This window comes from Capilliphycus salinus ALCB114379, assembly GCF_047276495.1.
Taxonomy (GTDB): Bacteria; Cyanobacteriota; Cyanobacteriia; order Cyanobacteriales; family Microcoleaceae; genus Capilliphycus; species Capilliphycus salinus.
This window is the reverse complement of sequence record NZ_CP178543.1, coordinates 1,234,224-1,249,494: the sequence shown is the minus strand read 5'-3', so window position 1 is coordinate 1,249,494 and position 15,271 is coordinate 1,234,224. Positions and strand designations below refer to the sequence as shown.

The following is a 15,271-nucleotide window of genomic DNA, read 5'->3' as shown; positions in this document are numbered from 1 at the left end:
TAATTTTGTAGGGACGGGTTTTTTCAGTTATCAGTCACCCTCCGGGTATCTCCTGCGGAGACGCTGCGCGAACAGCAGTTGCTCTCTTGCGAACTTCGCTCTCGACGGAAACCGCCAAGTCGCGAGTTCGCGCTCCGATACGGAAACCGCCAAGTCCGCACTGCAACACCTGTCACCAGTCACCAGTGATTAGAGACTACATAAACCCGCCCCTAGAGTTGTTTTACGCCGTTCTAATTGGTTCTAATTGTCAGAATAGGCCTCCATCGGTAAACAGGAACAAACGAAATTGCGATCGCCATAAGCGTTATCAATTCGTCCAACAGACGGCCAAAACTTATGATCTCGCAACCAAGGCGCCGGATAAGCCGCCTGTTCGCGGGAATAGGGGTGATTCCACTCGCCCACAATTAGGGATTCTGCGGTGTGTGGCGCGTTCTTCAAGGGGTTGTTTTCGCCGTCGATGTCTCCCGACTCTATCAACCCAATTTCGCGCCGAATCGCTATCATAGCATCGCAGAAACGGTCTAACTCCGCTTTAGACTCGCTTTCGGTGGGTTCAACCATCATGGTTCCCGGAACCGGCCAAGAAACAGTAGGCGCGTGGAAGCCATAATCCATCAACCGTTTAGCGATATCATCGACTTCAATATTGGCAGATTTTTTCACGCCTCGCAAGTCTAAAATACATTCGTGGGCAACTAAATCATTTTTACCCTTGTATAAAATCGGGTAAGATTCTTTGAGACGATGAGCCATATAATTAGCATTTAAAATCGCTACTTTTGTGGCTTCGGTTAACCCTTCGGCGCCCATCATGGCGATATACATCCAAGAGATTACCAAAATACTCGGACTTCCCCAAGGCGCCGCCGAAATAGCGCCCAAAGACTGGGGATTATCATCCTGCATTGTAACAACTGAATGCCCCGGTAAAAAGGGAATTAAATGAGATTTTACCCCAATCGGTCCCATTCCCGGGCCGCCGCCACCGTGAGGAATACAGAAGGTTTTGTGTAAGTTTAAATGGCAAACATCGGCGCCAAAATCGGCCGGACGACACAAACCAACTTGGGCGTTCATATTCGCCCCATCCATATAAACTTGACCGCCATTGTTGTGAATAATATCACAAATTTCTTGAATTCCTTCTTCAAAAACCCCGTGAGTTGAAGGATATGTTACCATCAACGCCGCCAAATTTTGACCGTGTTTTTCGGCTTTGATTTTCAGGTCGTTAATGTCAATATTTCCCTCGGAATCGCATTTTACAGCAACAACTTTTAAGCCGCACATCACCGCACTTGCGGGGTTTGTTCCGTGTGCGGATTCGGGAATTAAACAAATATTGCGGTTGGTTTCGCCCCGTTCTTCGTGATAGCGACGAATCACTAATAAACCCGCATATTCCCCTTGTGAACCGGCATTCGGTTGTAGAGAAATTCCATCAAAGCCGGTAATTTCTGCCAACCAATGTTCTAATTGTTGGAACAGAATTTGATAACCGGTCGTTTGATTTTTCGGTGCAAACGGATGAATTTTGCCAAATTCCGGCCAGGTTACGGGTAACATTTCTGCTGCCGCATTTAACTTCATCGTACAGGAACCCAACGGAATCATCGAAGTGGTTAACGATAAATCCTTGGTTTGTAACCGGTGCAAATACCGCAATAATTCGGTTTCGGAATGATACTGATTAAAAGCGGGATGGGTTAGATATTCGCTGGTTCGTTTGAAGGAATCGGGTAAAGTAGAATTAGCGGAAAGTTCGTCGAGGCGGAAAGGTAATTCATCGGTATCCGAGAAGATTTCCCACAAATCAATTAAGTCTTTAATTGTTGTGGTTTCATCCAAACTAATTCCGACGGTATTTTCATCAATTTTTCGCAGGTTGATTTGATGAACTTTAGCCGCGTCTAAAATCTCTTGTAACCCTTGTGAACCCAAGTTGATTTTTAGGGTATCAAAATAGGGTTCCGAACTCATTTCATAACCCAAACGTTGTAATCCATCGGCTAACAATGTGGTTAACTGATGGATTTTTTCAGCGATTTGTTTTAACCCTTTCGGCCCGTGATAAACTGCATACATTCCCGCAATAACCGCTAACAAAACTTGGGCGGTACAGATATTGCTGGTGGCTTTATCCCGACGAATATGTTGTTCGCGAGTTTGTAAAGCCAGACGCAAAGCGGGGTTTCCATTGGCATCTTTTGACACCCCAACTAAACGACCCGGAACTTGCCGTTTGTAGGTTTCTTTGGTGGCAAAATAAGCCGCGTGGGGGCCGCCATAACCGAGGGGAACGCCAAACCGTTGGGTATTTCCGACCACAATATCCGCCCCAAATTCGCCGGGAGGCGTTAACAAGGTTAAGCTTAAAATATCGGCGGCAACGGTAACTAATGCCTGGTGTTTGTGGGCGGTTTCGATAAAGTCTCGGTAGTCGTAAATTGCCCCGTCGGTTGCCGGATATTGTAGCAACGCCCCAAAAATAGGGGTGGAAAAATCAAAGGTTTTAAAATCGCCGACAATGACTTCAATTCCCAACGGTAACGCCCGAGTTTGAACAACGTCTATCGTTTGGGGATGGCAGTCTTTAGAAACAAAAAATACATCGGATTTTGCTTTAGAAACGCCGTAACTCATACTCATCGCTTCGGCGGCGGCTGTGGCTTCATCGAGTAAGGAAGCGTTGGCAATTTCCATCCCCGTCAGGTCAATTACCATCGTTTGAAAGTTTAACAGCGCTTCCAAACGACCTTGGGCAATTTCTGCTTGATAGGGAGTATAAGCCGTGTACCAACCCGGATTTTCAAGAATATTGCGCTGAATCACTGGGGGCGTGATACAGTTAGAATATCCCATCCCAATAAACGAGCGAAAGATTTGGTTTTTTGAAGCAATTTCTTTCAGTTGGGCGAGGGCTGCGTATTCACTTTTAGCCGCCGGTAATTTCAGGGAACGGTTGAGGCGAATTGAGGGCGGAATGGTACGATCAATCAGTTCATTGAGATCGGAAAATCCCAAGGTTTCTAACATTTCTTGAATGGCATATGAGTTCGGCCCGATATGTCGCTTTAAAAAAGAATCTGTTATGGTATGCAATTGGGGTTTATCCTCAACAGTGGGTAAACTAAACTCAAATTGATAGGCTTCGGTTGCGGTAGATGAACTGTCGGTTTCTTCGGGATTAGATGGTGAATGAAAATCTAACATGGAACTTTGATTAAAACTCCAAAAAACGAATAGTATGGGCTGAGATTTACGGGAACAGTTGGATGCACTTTAAAATAACTTCTTATCAACCGGAAGAGTACGTCTGACTCAAGAGTTCTGAACCCTGGCCAAAGGTGATGGACTAACCCTGTACAGCTTCCTTATTTATTTGTAACAAATTCTCTCATTCGGGAACTAGGAACAGTGACTTGTGATACACTAAGCTCACATTTATTTCGACTCAAAGATAACTCTGCGATCGCGACTGTTTGGGAAAAGTCAATCCCAGTCTCCGGTTTAGCGGTTGTCCCTCGCGGGTTAGGAGAGTAATCAATGATATTTTTCCGTCCCTAGTCCCAATCACTCAAGTCCTACTCACCTTCAACCAAAGTCCGATACTCCTCGGCGGTCATCGAATCATCCAAGTCATTGGCATCATCGATGCGAACTTTGATCAGCCATCCCTCACCATAGGGATCTTCAGCAAGCTGTTCGGGTGATTCTACCACATCATCGTTGCGTTCGACTACCGTTCCACTGACCGGAGCTTTTAAATCTTCTACGGCTTTAACAGACTCAACCGTCCCAAAAGATTCGCCTTTTTCAACCGCATCGTTGACATCGGGCAACTCTAAAAACACAATATCCCCAAGTTGCTCAATGGCAAAACCACTAATTCCAATGGTCGCAATTTCACCATCGAGTCGGACATACTCATGGGTTTCAGTGTACTTTAGATCTTCTGGATATTCAAGCACCATAATTGTTCCTCACAAATTGAAAAAAATTCAGGCATATAGGGCAAACTGAGCTACAGAATCATCCCAACACAATCGACGATTATGATCGATAAAGTAACTCTCAGACGCCTAATTATAGGAGAATTTTCACTCTCTCGCTTGCTGACTTCTGCAATAATCATTTATCTTGGAGTCGGTATCTGGGCATATTTCGGAACCGATCGCCTAATTTTTTTTCCTCCGCCCGCAAGTTACACCCAGACTAACGATCTTATCCAATTTTCGGCCGAAAATGGCGATCGCATCACCGCCCTTTACCTCCCCAACCCCGAAAGTCAGTATACTATCCTCTACTCTCACGGCAACGCCGAAGATATCGGACAGACTCGCTTCCACCTCAAACAGCTACGGGATATCGGTTTTTCTGTCTTGGTTTACGACTATCCCGGTTACGGGACCAGCAGCGGAAAACCCACTGTAAAAGGCACCTACCACGCCATTAACGCCGCCTACAATTACCTTACCCAAAAATTAAATATACCCCCCCATCAGATTATCGTCTACGGTCGTTCCGTTGGGGGAGGGCCGTCTGTAGATTTGGCTTCCCGTCAACCGGTTGGGGGATTAATTATTGAAAGTTCATTTGTCAGTATTTTTCGAGTTGTTACCCGCATCCGGTTGTTTCCCTTTGATAAATTCCCCAATCTGGCGAAAATCTCTCGGGTAAACTGTCCTGTGTTAATTATGCACGGCGATCGCGATCAAGTCATCCCTTTTTGGCATGGAGAAAAACTCTACGCCAAAGCCAACGAACCGAAAATGTCTTTTTGGGTAGAAGGCGCCGACCATAACAACGTGTTAGATGTCGCCGGACAACGTTATCAAGAAACCTTACAAAAATTTATCAAATTAGTTGAAAATAACTCTAGATCAATTTAGCCGATTCGGTGTATAATCATTCCATCCAGAAGTTCTGTGCGGGTGCATTTACCGTGTTAACATACACGAGGACGCTTGCACCATGAAAGCCGTTAAATTTTTCGGAACATCCCTGCTAATTTTGACAGGAATTGGCTTAACTTCGGTTCCCCAATTTTCCGCTATTGCTACCCCAACCCCTGTTAACCGCACCTCGGAAACTGGACTCAACCCGATACATCTATCTCAAGCCGAATATCAACTCGCCAATATCCGCAGTTGTGCCGTTGCTGACCCGACAGATACGCCGCTTAATGTGCGTTCAACCCCCAACGGTAAAATTATCGGCAGTTTACCCGATGGGGTGAGAGTCGAATGGCTGAAAACCTCCAGTAACAACAAGTGGGCGTTTATTCGCACTTCTATTATGGAAGGTTACGTTTGGGCTGCCTATCTCAAATGTTAATTGAGTTCGGCTAACACCATTTCTTTCTAATCATCCAACTTTTAATGATCCCCCCTTGATCCCCCCTTAAAAAGGGGGGTGGGGTGGGGGCGTAGGCGAAGCCGGGGGGATCAATTAGATGCAGCTTCATAAAGAATTGGTATAAGGTCTAATCAACTCAATGCGGTTGGGGTTTAATTGCGATCCGGTTTGCAGGCATCACGCGATAAATTAAGGAGGGAGATTTTTTTCTCCGCATCTATCATCACCCTAACCGCTTATGTCAATTATTATCGCACAACAGTTGAGCAAAGTCTATCCCGTTGCCGTCAAAGAACCGGGCTTAAAAGGAACCCTGCGCCACTTTTTTCGCCGGACTTACCGCCAAGTCCAAGCCGTCCGCGAAGTTTCATTTACCCTAGAAACCGGGGAAGTTGTCGGGTTTTTGGGTGCAAATGGGGCGGGAAAAACCACAACCTTAAAAATGCTGACCGGGCTAATTCATCCCTCTGGCGGTATCCTCAAAGTTGCAGGTCATACCCCTTTTCAGCGGGAATCTTCCTTCTTACATAAGATTACCCTAGTTATGGGTCAAAAGCAACAGTTAATTTGGGATTTACCGGCGTTGGACTCGCTGAGAATTAATGCGGCTGTTTATGGAATTTCCGATCAAGAATTTCGCCTGCGTTTGGGGGAGTTAAGCGAGATGCTTTCCCTCAAAGAAGAATTAAAACAACCCGTGAGAAAATTATCTCTAGGTCAGCGGATGAAAGCGGAATTATTGGCGGCGTTATTACATCGTCCCCAAGTGTTATTTTTAGATGAACCAACATTGGGTTTGGATGTGAACGCGCAAGTTGCCGTCCGGGAATTTTTAGCCGAATATAATCAACGATATCACGCCACAATTCTGCTAACAAGTCATTACATGGCTGATATTACCGCTTTGTGTAAACGGGTGATTTTAATTCATCAAGGCGAATTAATTTATGATGGCAGTTTGGACGGACTACTCGAACGTTTTGCCCCCTATCGAGAAGTTAAAATAGAACTGGCAAATCATCCCCAAGAACAGCCGGAAGACTTCAAGACTATTTTATCAAAATATGGGGAAATCGAAGCGATTCAAGGGCAATCTGTGCGGTTGTTAGTGCAGCGAGAAACCCTAACAAATACCGTTGCTCAAATTTTAGCGCAAATCGATGTCTTAGACTTAACCGTAAGCGATCCTCCCATCGAAGAAGTCATTGGTCGAGTGTTTAGTAGCGGTACAATTCAGTGAAAGGATGCCGAAGTTTCATTTGAATTGGCTGAACTCTTCCTTAAGGCTGAAAATTGTAGAAATTGGCAAGGAAGGAATGTTAATGGTTCTAGAGTAAAGCTACAATAGGAAGAAAACTTATTAAAAGTCAAGCGTTAATACGAGATTGTCCTATGAATAGACCCAGAAAAATTTTATCCCTTGTATTGGGAGTAATATTGACAGCAGTTGTCGTCGGTAGTTGCGATCAAGTTAATAATACTCAGTCAACAGCCCAAACCGATAACGGCAATCAAATTGTTGCGGTTGCAGATATCCAAAGCCCACCCGATTCTAATGTATCAGGAACCGTCACTTTAACCGAAAATTCACCTTCGGAAACCACAGAAATCTTACCAACGGTAGAAGTCAAAGCCGAAGTTAGTGGCTTACCTCCTAACACCAAACATGGATTTCATATCCATCAAACCGCCAAATGTGAACCCGATTTTGGGGCGGCAGGCGGACATTTTGATCCGGGTCCTTACGGAGAAACCAACCCCGACGCCAACCATCCTTTTCACATGGGAGACTTACCCAATTTAGTCGCAGATGCCGAAGGTAATGCCACTTTAACCCATCGTACCAACCGCGTCACCCTTTCGCCCGGGCCATTAAGTATTTTTGATGAAGATGGCAGCGCTTTTATTGTACACGTCGATGAAGATCAAGGCACAACCGGCGTTCAAGGCGGTGCCGGTGGCGGTCGTTTGGGTTGCGGTATTATCGAGAAACAAGCTTAAAACAGGTGTCAGGTTTGTAGGGGCGGGTTCAGCACAAATTTATCATTCTTCGCAGTAACCGATATAAACCCGCCCCCGTATCCTGTAGGCGCAGGTTCAGCACAAATTTATCTGTCTAATACCATTTCTTTCTAATATGATATCCGGTTGATTAATGTGTCTTAGGGGGCGGGGCGGGTTTATGTCAATCTCGGAGTAGTCATCAACATCAATGCAGAACCCGCCCCTACGTTTAGGATTATTAATTAGTCGGACATGATATAATCATCCAACTTTTTCTGTTCGCGTAGCGTGCCGTCAGGCATCCCTCCAGGCTATATCCTTCGGATAGGCTTCGCCTACGCCACCCCCCCCACCCCCCTTTTTAAGGGGGGATCAAGGGGGGATTAAGGGGGGGTTGGGGGGATCAATTAGATGCAGGTTCATAAAGAATTGGTCTAAGCAATAACCGATATAAACCCGCCCCAGAGATGGATAGGGCGGGTTCAGAAAAATTATTGATAAGAAGACAGATATTTATTTGGAACCCGCCCCTACAAAACCATTGCCTATTTACTGAATACCTAAGACTTGACTCATATAATCTTTCCACAACTGAGCCGCATTTGCACTACTGCCATTGGTCGGCGAATTATCATCATTTCCCAACCAAACCCCCGTTGTCAAATTATATTCCGGTACAAACCCAATAAACCACAAATCCACATTATCATCGGTTGTTCCCGTTTTCCCCGCTTCTCCGACTCCAACAGACGCACTTTGACCGGTTCCACTTCTAACCACACCCTGCAATAATTGAGTCATCGTACTCGCCACCAAAGGCGGTAAAACTTGAGGGCGAACCGGATTTTCGCGATCGTAAGAATAAATCACCCGACAGGTGCTAATATCATTAATATCAGCGCAATCGCTACTATCTAAAATTCGTTTAATGGCATGGGGACGGTTAAACGCTCCCTCGTTCGCGATGGTCGCAAACGCCCCGGTCATTTCCAACAGCGTTACTTCACTTTGACCGATAACCAACCCCGGAACCGCTTTCAACTCGGAACGAACCCCCAACCGTCGCGCCATACCGATCACTTGATCTAAACCCACTTCTTGAGCGATCCTCAAAGCGGTAACATTTTCCGAAACCGCCATCCCCCGATACATATCCACGTTCCCCCCGGACCGTTCGCAGCCGCGATAGCTTTGACCCCGCCAAGTCAGAGGGGCGCAGGAATAGCTACTTCCGGGCGGTATCCCCTGATCTAAAGCCGCCGCATAGCTAAAAATTTTAAACGTCGATCCCGGTTGACGCAAGGCTTGAGTCGCCCGGTTAAACTGACTTTGTTGATAGTCTTCTCCGCCCACCATCGAAACCACTTCCCCCGTTGTCGAGTTTAATGTTACAATACCCCCCTGAGAAAAGTCCGCCGCCGCCCCGGTTGTCCTTAAGCTGCTGCGAAGGGAATTTTCCGCCAGGTTTTGTAACTGGGGGTCTAAAGCCGTTTCGACGATAAAGTTGCCTTCTCGGGCGAGTTGTTCCCCTAAAAGTTGTTCAATTTCCGCGAATACATAATCGTAGAAATAGGGGGCAATGGTACTTTCTAAAAGTTCTTTGGCTTCGGGATTAATTTCAATTCGCGATCGCCTGGCCCGGTCGGCTTCTTCCTCGCTAATCATTCCCAATTCTAACATTCGGCTAATCACGCGATCGCGATATTGTACCGCTAGCTGATAATTTTGAATGGGGTTAAACGTGTTGGGGGCGGGTAAAATTCCGGCTAGGGTTGCCGCTTCGGAAAGGGTTAATTCTTTGGCGGATTTATCAAAATAAAATTGGGCTGCATCTTCAAACCCGTACAAATCTAAACCCAAATAAACCTGATTAATATAGGTTAATAACAGCTTTTCTTTGCTGTAAAGGGTTTCTAATTTTAAAGCGACAATTGCTTCTCTCAGTTTCCGCCCCGCCGAGTCTTCAGTACCGACATAATCTCTAAACAAACTTCTGGCTAATTGTTGGGAAATTGTACTTCCCCCCTCGCGAATTTCACCCCCTTGAACGTTGGTTAAAAATGCCCGAGTAATGCCTATGGGATCGACGCCCAAATGCCAATAAAAACGACTATCCTCAGAAGCAATAACCGCTTGGGGGAGGTATTTGGAAACGTCCGAAAGGTTTTGAACTTCTAAATGGGCGTTATTGCTGAGTTGACGCAGGGGACGGTTATCCCCAGAAAACACCACCACAGGTCCGGTAATGGTTTTGGGAAGGGGTCGGACTGCGAATTTTTGCCATTCCACCAACACCAACAGCGTCGCCGAAGCACTCATCCCACAGACGCTTAAAAAGCTATACCACAGCAAACGAGAGTACCAAGGTGGCGGATCGACGTATTTTAATCTCACCCCGTTGGCTAGTTCGGGCGGCCCTAAGGTAATGGTATCCCCGTTACGCAGGGGAAGTTTACCAATGCGTCGCCGCTTGAGATAGATGCCGTTGGTGGAATTTTCATCTTGAATGAAAAATTTTCGCGATCCTGACGACCCGTACCGCAGCAAACACAGATGAACCTGACTGACAACCGGGTTCCGCACCACGATATCACACGATCGCGATGAACGCCCCAATGTATAGCGATCGCCGAGTAAAGGATATACATCGGCTGTGTCGGCATCCGCATTTTGTACCCACAGTTCCGGGACTCGGGCATTGGGTTTGAGAAGCAGCCGAGAAAAATTCACCTTCGCATGAAGGGTCTGAACCACCTGAGTGATTGAACCCAGAAGGGTTTTCGGCTTCTGTGGAGGCTTGGTTGACGTCATACTAAGCGATCGGCTATGCAAGACAAAGCGTTTCACTCTATATTACTCACAACTTTGATCAGTTGTGGAGTCTTCCTCTTTTCTAGCCTCAAGGTCTTCCCGAGGAGCGATCGCCGGGGGGATGCCGAGGTTGTTCGCGAATAAACATGGCAATTAGCAAACAAATTATCCCAATATTAATCGAAACATCGGCTAAATTAAAGATGGGAAATCGAATCAGGCGAAAGTCTAAAAAATCGACCACATGACCGGAAACAAAGCGATCGATTCCATTGCCCAATGCTCCTCCTAATATTAAACCATATCCGATTTGTTCCCACCGAATCAATTTCGGCCCCCACCAAGCCATCGCCATCAACCCCAAACTGACTCCCAATGATAACCACCGCAACCACAACACGCCCCCGTTACTAAATAGGCTAAATGCCGCCCCGGTATTGATAACATAGGTGAAGTGAAACACATCCGGCCACAGGGGGAGAGTTTGGGCGGGATCGGTGAGTTCAAAGGTTTGAACGACCCAAAATTTCGTGAGATGATCGACGATTAAACTGAGAATTCCGGCGATCCAAAATAGCGGATTTTTTTTAAATTTCATAACAGGGAAACTCGGAAGAAAAAGCGCACATCAAGTCTGTGTTTTGACCGGATTTTAGCTTCAATAATTCAATAAAACATTAACCCACGCAACACATAGGATAACACGCTAATGGCACAGGCGACACCGAGTTGACCGGCGAGGGGATGAAGGGAGTATTTTTGGATGGCTTCTATTAAGGCTAAACTTTCTGCTGTGAATCCTTCCAGGATAAAATAATTGATGGTTAAATAGGTTAATCCGACTCCGTGAATAACTGCCAAACCGCAAAAGCAGCTAAAGGCTAAAAGTTCTAATTTTGGGGGGGCTTTAAATGCCAGCATTCCGCACAGCCAACCGCCGGGAATAAAACCAAGTAAATAACCAAAACTCGGTTCTCGCAAATAACCAATTCCTCCCCCTTCAGAAAATACGGGTAAAACGGTTAAACCCAGGACAAGATAGGCAATTTGCGACATGGCGGCCGCATTTTTTCCGCCCATACAACCGACTAATAAAACCGCCCCAATTTGATAGGTGACTCCCAAAGAATAAACCGATATTTCTTGCTGTTCCCATAGCCAAGACGGATCGGCGGCAAAAGCTTCTAAAAATGTGCCGCCAATGGTTAAAAGAACGCCAATAATTGCCCACAGCAATTCTAACGGAGGAGTCATTACAGTTATCAGTTTTCAGTGAGCAGTGACCAGTTATTTCAGTTTACAGTTATCAGTTATGCAGTGACCAGTTTTTACAGCGATCGGCTTTTTTAGCGATCGCCTGTAAACTGTTTATTGTAAAACTGATGACTATAAAACTGGTGACTGGTGACTGGTGACTGGTGACTGTAAAACTTCTCCTCCCACGAGTCCCAAAGACTCTAACATGGCGCGATCTTGTTCGGGAGACTGACCGAGAGTGGTGAGGTAATGGCCGATTAACATGGCATTAATTCCCGATTTTAACCCCAAGCTTTGCAGTTCTCCCATCACCGCTTCTCGTCCCCCCGCATAGCGAAGAATTTGTTTCGGAAGGATGAGTCTAAAGATGGCGATCGCTTTTAAGGCTTCGTAGGGATCGAGTTTGGGGCGATCGCCGAGGGGGGTTCCTTCTCGGGGGTTTAACAGGTTGAGAGGAACGGACTCAACTTCGAGTTCCCGCAGGGCGAGGGCTAAGTCGATGCGATCTTCCCAGGTTTCTCCCATGCCCAGAATACCACCGGTGCAGGCTTGAATTCCGGCGGCTTTGAGGTTTTTAACGGTTTCGACGCGATCGCCCCAACTGTGGCTGCTGACGATCTGGGGATAGAAGTTTTCAGAGGCTTCCAGGTTATGATTGTAGCGAGTGACTCCCGCTTCAGCTAAAGCCTTTGCTTGTTCGGGGGTGACTTCTCCGAGGGCGCAGCAGGGTTTAATTTGGGTTTCAGCCTGAATGCGTTTGACCGTTTCTAAAATTTGTTCAAATTCCCCCGACTTCGGACTACTATATTTGGGGCCGCGTCCTTGAGAAACCAGACAGAAGCGTTTGGCGCCTGCGGCTTCGGCGGCTTTGGCTTGAGCAATGATTTCTTCTGAAGATTTTAAGCCATAAACGGGGGAATTTTCGCCGGGGTGATGGGCTGACTGAGAGCAGAAGCTACAGTTTTCCGAACAGTTTCCCGACTTGACGTTGATGATGCTACAGAGATCGACGACGTTACCGCAACAGGCTTGACGAACGCGATCGGCTGCTTCACACAGTAGCATGATCTCGTCTTGGGTGTTGATTTGTTCAGCCAGGGCGATGGCTTGAGAGCGACTGAGCAGATCTCCTGCAATAATGCGATCGGCTAAATCATTCAGCCAGGTTTGCAGAGCTTGGGATGTTTCCGGCACCCGAACGCTGTCGTCATGGGAAACGTTCGTGCGGTCAGAATGGGTTGAGAGTGGGACTTGAACCACGTTACGCTTAGTGTTGTTTGCAATTCATCGAAATTTTACCATCCTACCATCGTCCTACAGAAATTCTTGACTTATTTCTTCAAATTAGCTTGTTGAGAAAAATTCTAGAATCGATTCACCCTTGGCATTGACAATAGCGATGAAGATTGTTTTCTGCATTGATTAGAATGATTAATCTTTAACCTTTTCTTTACCTTGATTGGCTAGCGAGAGGTTATCCTCTATGGTATTCGTGCAGTCATACTGAAATAATCCCACCGCTATGCTTTTTCGTCTCAATCAACTTAATCTCTCTGGTGTAGTTACCAAAATTTCAGCAGCGGCTCTGGTTGTCACTCTAGCCGCTTGTGGAGGAGGCACCGAGACCGCTACCGATACAACCCCCGGTGGAGAAGCGGGTGTACCCGCCGCCTCGGGTAGTGGAGAAGTTAAACTGGTTCTCAACGAACAAGTTAACTTGGTCGGAGCGGGTGCATCTTTCCCCGCTCCCTTGTATCAAAGCTGGTTCCAAGAATTCTCCCAGGATACACAAAACTTGCAAATTGACTACCAGTCCGTTGGAAGTGGTGCCGGAGTTGAGCGGTTTACTCAAGGACTGGTACAGTTTGCCGCCAGCGATGTGGCAATGACCGATGAAGAAATTGCTAAAGTCGAAAGAGGCGTATTAATGCTACCGATGACCGCAGGTAGTATTGTTTTAGCTTATAATCTTCCCGGTGTAGACGGTGAACTGAACCTGTCTCGCGAGACCTATGTTAACATTTTACTCGGTAATATTACCAACTGGAACGATCCGGCGATCGCAGAGAATAACCCGGATTTACAACTGCCCGATCAACCGATTACAGTGGTATACCGTTCGGACGGAAGTGGCACAACCGGGGTATTCACCAAGCACTTAAGCAGTATCAGCGAAGAATGGAACAGTAGCGTCGGAGAAGGAAAAACGGTACAATGGCCTGTAGGAATTGGCGGAGCAAAAAATGATGGTGTAGCGGCTCAAATTAGTCAGACTCCCGGAGCGATCGGTTATCTCGAATACGGCTTTGCTGAGAGTGCAGGCTTACCGATGGCATCTTTAGAGAATCAGTCGGGAAATTTTATTAAACCCACCAGTGAAGCCGCATCTAAGACTCTAGAAGCGGTAGAATTACCGGAAGACTTACGTGCTTTTATCACCGATCCCGCAGGAGAAGAATCCTATCCGATCGTGACTTACACATGGTTATTGACCTATCGCGAATATCCCGATCCGGAGATCGCCAAGTCTATTGAAGCGATGGTGGAATATGGTTTAACCCAAGGTCAAGAGATCAGCCCGCAACTGGGTTACATCCAACTTCCCCCAAATGTGAGAGAGAGAGTGGCACAACAAGCCGATCAACTGACTCCTGACTACCAAATTGCTGTAGATTAGAGAGACGATGAGAAACTGGGGAGCTATCAGTCGAGTTGCTGAGAACTTTGTAAATCAACTGATAGTCGAGGCGGTATCGCCTCACCCCGACTAACCCCTTCATAGTTATTTTTGGGTTTGAGTAATCAGGAAAATCAATCAACCCCCTTTGAGAAACACTAAATTATGGTTGCACCTGCTGGTAAGATTCCAGATGTTGGACGCTCACGTAGCGATGCCGAAAAAAAACTAGACTCCGGCTTTATTTGGTTAACACGGATTTTTGCTTGGGGTATTGCGGCAATCTTAATCTTGATTGCGTTGCCCATCGCCCAACAAGCCCTTCCCGCTTTGCAAAAGTTTGGTTTGGGGTTTCTGTTTAGCAGCGCTTGGGACCCCCCCAATGAAAATTATGGCGCTTGGCCGATGATTTATGGAACCATCATTAGTTCTATGATCGCCCTACTGATCTCCGTTCCTTTGGGTTTGGGAACTGCAATTTTCTTGAGTGAAGATTTTATTCCCCCCGGAGTTCGCCGAATCTTGACTTTCCTGGTGGAACTCCTGGCCGCTATCCCGAGTGTGGTCTACGGTTTGTGGGGAATTTTTGTCTTGATTCCTTTCCTGCGACCCATTCAGATGTTTGTCTACAAAACCTTGGGTTGGATTCCTCTGTTTAGTACGCCGCCCGCCGGACCCGGAATGTTTCCGGCCGGTGTGATTTTGGCGATTATGACTTTACCAATTATCACCGTAATTGCTCGCGATTCTCTGGCGAGTTTACCTCCCGACTTGCGACAGGCTTCGATGGGGTTGGGGGCGACCCGTTGGATTACGATTTTTCGGATTTTAATTCCGGCGGCTTTTTCGGGAATTGTTGGGGGAATTATGTTAGGACTCGGGCGAGCCATGGGAGAAACAATGGCCGCGACGATGATTATTGGTAACTCCAACAGAGTCAATATTTCTCTATTTGCACCCGGTAACACGATTGCGTCTTTGATGGCGAACCAGTTCCCGGAAGCTTCGGGTTTACAAGTTTCTGCATTAATGTATGCCGGAATTGTGCTGTTTTTATTAACCCTATTGGTTAATGTTTTGGCTCAATTAATTGTCAGCCGAGTTCAATCGAAATACCAGTAACTTGCAGTTGCATTAGTTTTCTAACACAATTATCCG

The 15,271-nt window shown here is 46.4% G+C and carries 12 protein-coding genes; 6 read left to right on the top strand and 6 right to left on the bottom strand.

Features of this window, described 5'->3' with window-relative positions; genetic code table 11:
- Positions 1 to 243: 243 nt before the first annotated feature.
- On the bottom strand, positions 244 to 3,219 hold the full coding sequence (gcvP, locus tag ACL6C3_RS05190) for an aminomethyl-transferring glycine dehydrogenase (protein WP_413165940.1): 2,976 nt from the start codon (positions 3,217 to 3,219) through the stop codon (positions 244 to 246).
- 371 nt (positions 3,220 to 3,590) lie between these two features.
- The gene (gcvH, locus tag ACL6C3_RS05185; protein WP_413165938.1) at positions 3,591 to 3,980 is read right to left on the bottom strand and encodes a glycine cleavage system protein GcvH; all 390 of its coding nucleotides are present in this window, start codon (positions 3,978 to 3,980) and stop codon (positions 3,591 to 3,593) included.
- Between the two features lie 84 nt (positions 3,981 to 4,064).
- Between gcvH and ACL6C3_RS05180 the strand changes: the two genes are divergently transcribed.
- From ACL6C3_RS05180 to ACL6C3_RS05165, 4 genes are all read left to right on the top strand, one after another.
- Complete coding sequence (locus tag ACL6C3_RS05180; RefSeq protein WP_413168265.1) at positions 4,065 to 4,898, top strand: alpha/beta hydrolase; 834 nt, start codon at positions 4,065 to 4,067, stop codon at positions 4,896 to 4,898.
- Positions 4,899 to 4,980: 82 nt separating this feature from the next.
- Positions 4,981 to 5,343 (top strand): SH3 domain-containing protein, encoded by a 363-nt coding sequence (locus ACL6C3_RS05175; RefSeq protein WP_413165936.1) that lies wholly within the window; start codon positions 4,981 to 4,983, stop codon positions 5,341 to 5,343.
- 259 nt (positions 5,344 to 5,602) lie between these two features.
- Positions 5,603 to 6,604 carry an ATP-binding cassette domain-containing protein gene (locus tag ACL6C3_RS05170; RefSeq protein WP_413165935.1) on the top strand — a complete coding sequence of 334 codons (1,002 nt, stop codon included), beginning with the start codon at positions 5,603 to 5,605 and terminating at the stop codon, positions 6,602 to 6,604.
- A 152-nt stretch (positions 6,605 to 6,756) separates the two neighbouring features.
- Complete coding sequence (locus ACL6C3_RS05165) at positions 6,757 to 7,365, top strand: superoxide dismutase family protein (protein ID WP_413165934.1); 609 nt, start codon at positions 6,757 to 6,759, stop codon at positions 7,363 to 7,365.
- Positions 7,366 to 7,917: 552 nt separating this feature from the next.
- Here ACL6C3_RS05165 and ACL6C3_RS05160 read toward each other — a convergent pair.
- The 4 genes from ACL6C3_RS05160 to bioB all read right to left on the bottom strand — a co-directional run bounded on the left by ACL6C3_RS05160 (position 7,918) and on the right by bioB (position 12,630).
- Positions 7,918 to 10,179: a PBP1A family penicillin-binding protein gene (locus tag ACL6C3_RS05160; RefSeq protein WP_413165932.1), complete on the bottom strand. Its 2,262-nt coding sequence runs from the start codon at positions 10,177 to 10,179 to the stop codon at positions 7,918 to 7,920.
- An 88-nt stretch (positions 10,180 to 10,267) separates the two neighbouring features.
- The gene (gene lspA / locus ACL6C3_RS05155; RefSeq protein WP_413165930.1) at positions 10,268 to 10,777 is read right to left on the bottom strand and encodes a signal peptidase II; all 510 of its coding nucleotides are present in this window, start codon (positions 10,775 to 10,777) and stop codon (positions 10,268 to 10,270) included.
- A gap of 68 nt (positions 10,778 to 10,845) precedes the next feature.
- Complete coding sequence (locus ACL6C3_RS05150; protein ID WP_413165929.1) at positions 10,846 to 11,433, bottom strand: biotin transporter BioY; 588 nt, start codon at positions 11,431 to 11,433, stop codon at positions 10,846 to 10,848.
- A 132-nt stretch (positions 11,434 to 11,565) separates the two neighbouring features.
- Positions 11,566 to 12,630, bottom strand: coding sequence for a biotin synthase BioB (gene bioB, locus ACL6C3_RS05145; RefSeq protein ID WP_413168264.1), 1,065 nt, complete (start codon positions 12,628 to 12,630; stop codon positions 11,566 to 11,568).
- Positions 12,631 to 12,958: 328 nt separating this feature from the next.
- On the opposite strand from bioB, the gene pstS reads away from it, so the two are divergent.
- Positions 12,959 to 14,113 carry a phosphate ABC transporter substrate-binding protein PstS gene (gene pstS / locus ACL6C3_RS05140; RefSeq protein WP_413165927.1) on the top strand — a complete coding sequence of 385 codons (1,155 nt, stop codon included), beginning with the start codon at positions 12,959 to 12,961 and terminating at the stop codon, positions 14,111 to 14,113.
- Between the two features lie 165 nt (positions 14,114 to 14,278).
- On the top strand, positions 14,279 to 15,235 hold the full coding sequence (pstC, locus tag ACL6C3_RS05135; protein ID WP_413165925.1) for a phosphate ABC transporter permease subunit PstC: 957 nt from the start codon (positions 14,279 to 14,281) through the stop codon (positions 15,233 to 15,235).
- The last annotated feature ends 36 nt before the right edge of the window (positions 15,236 to 15,271 follow it).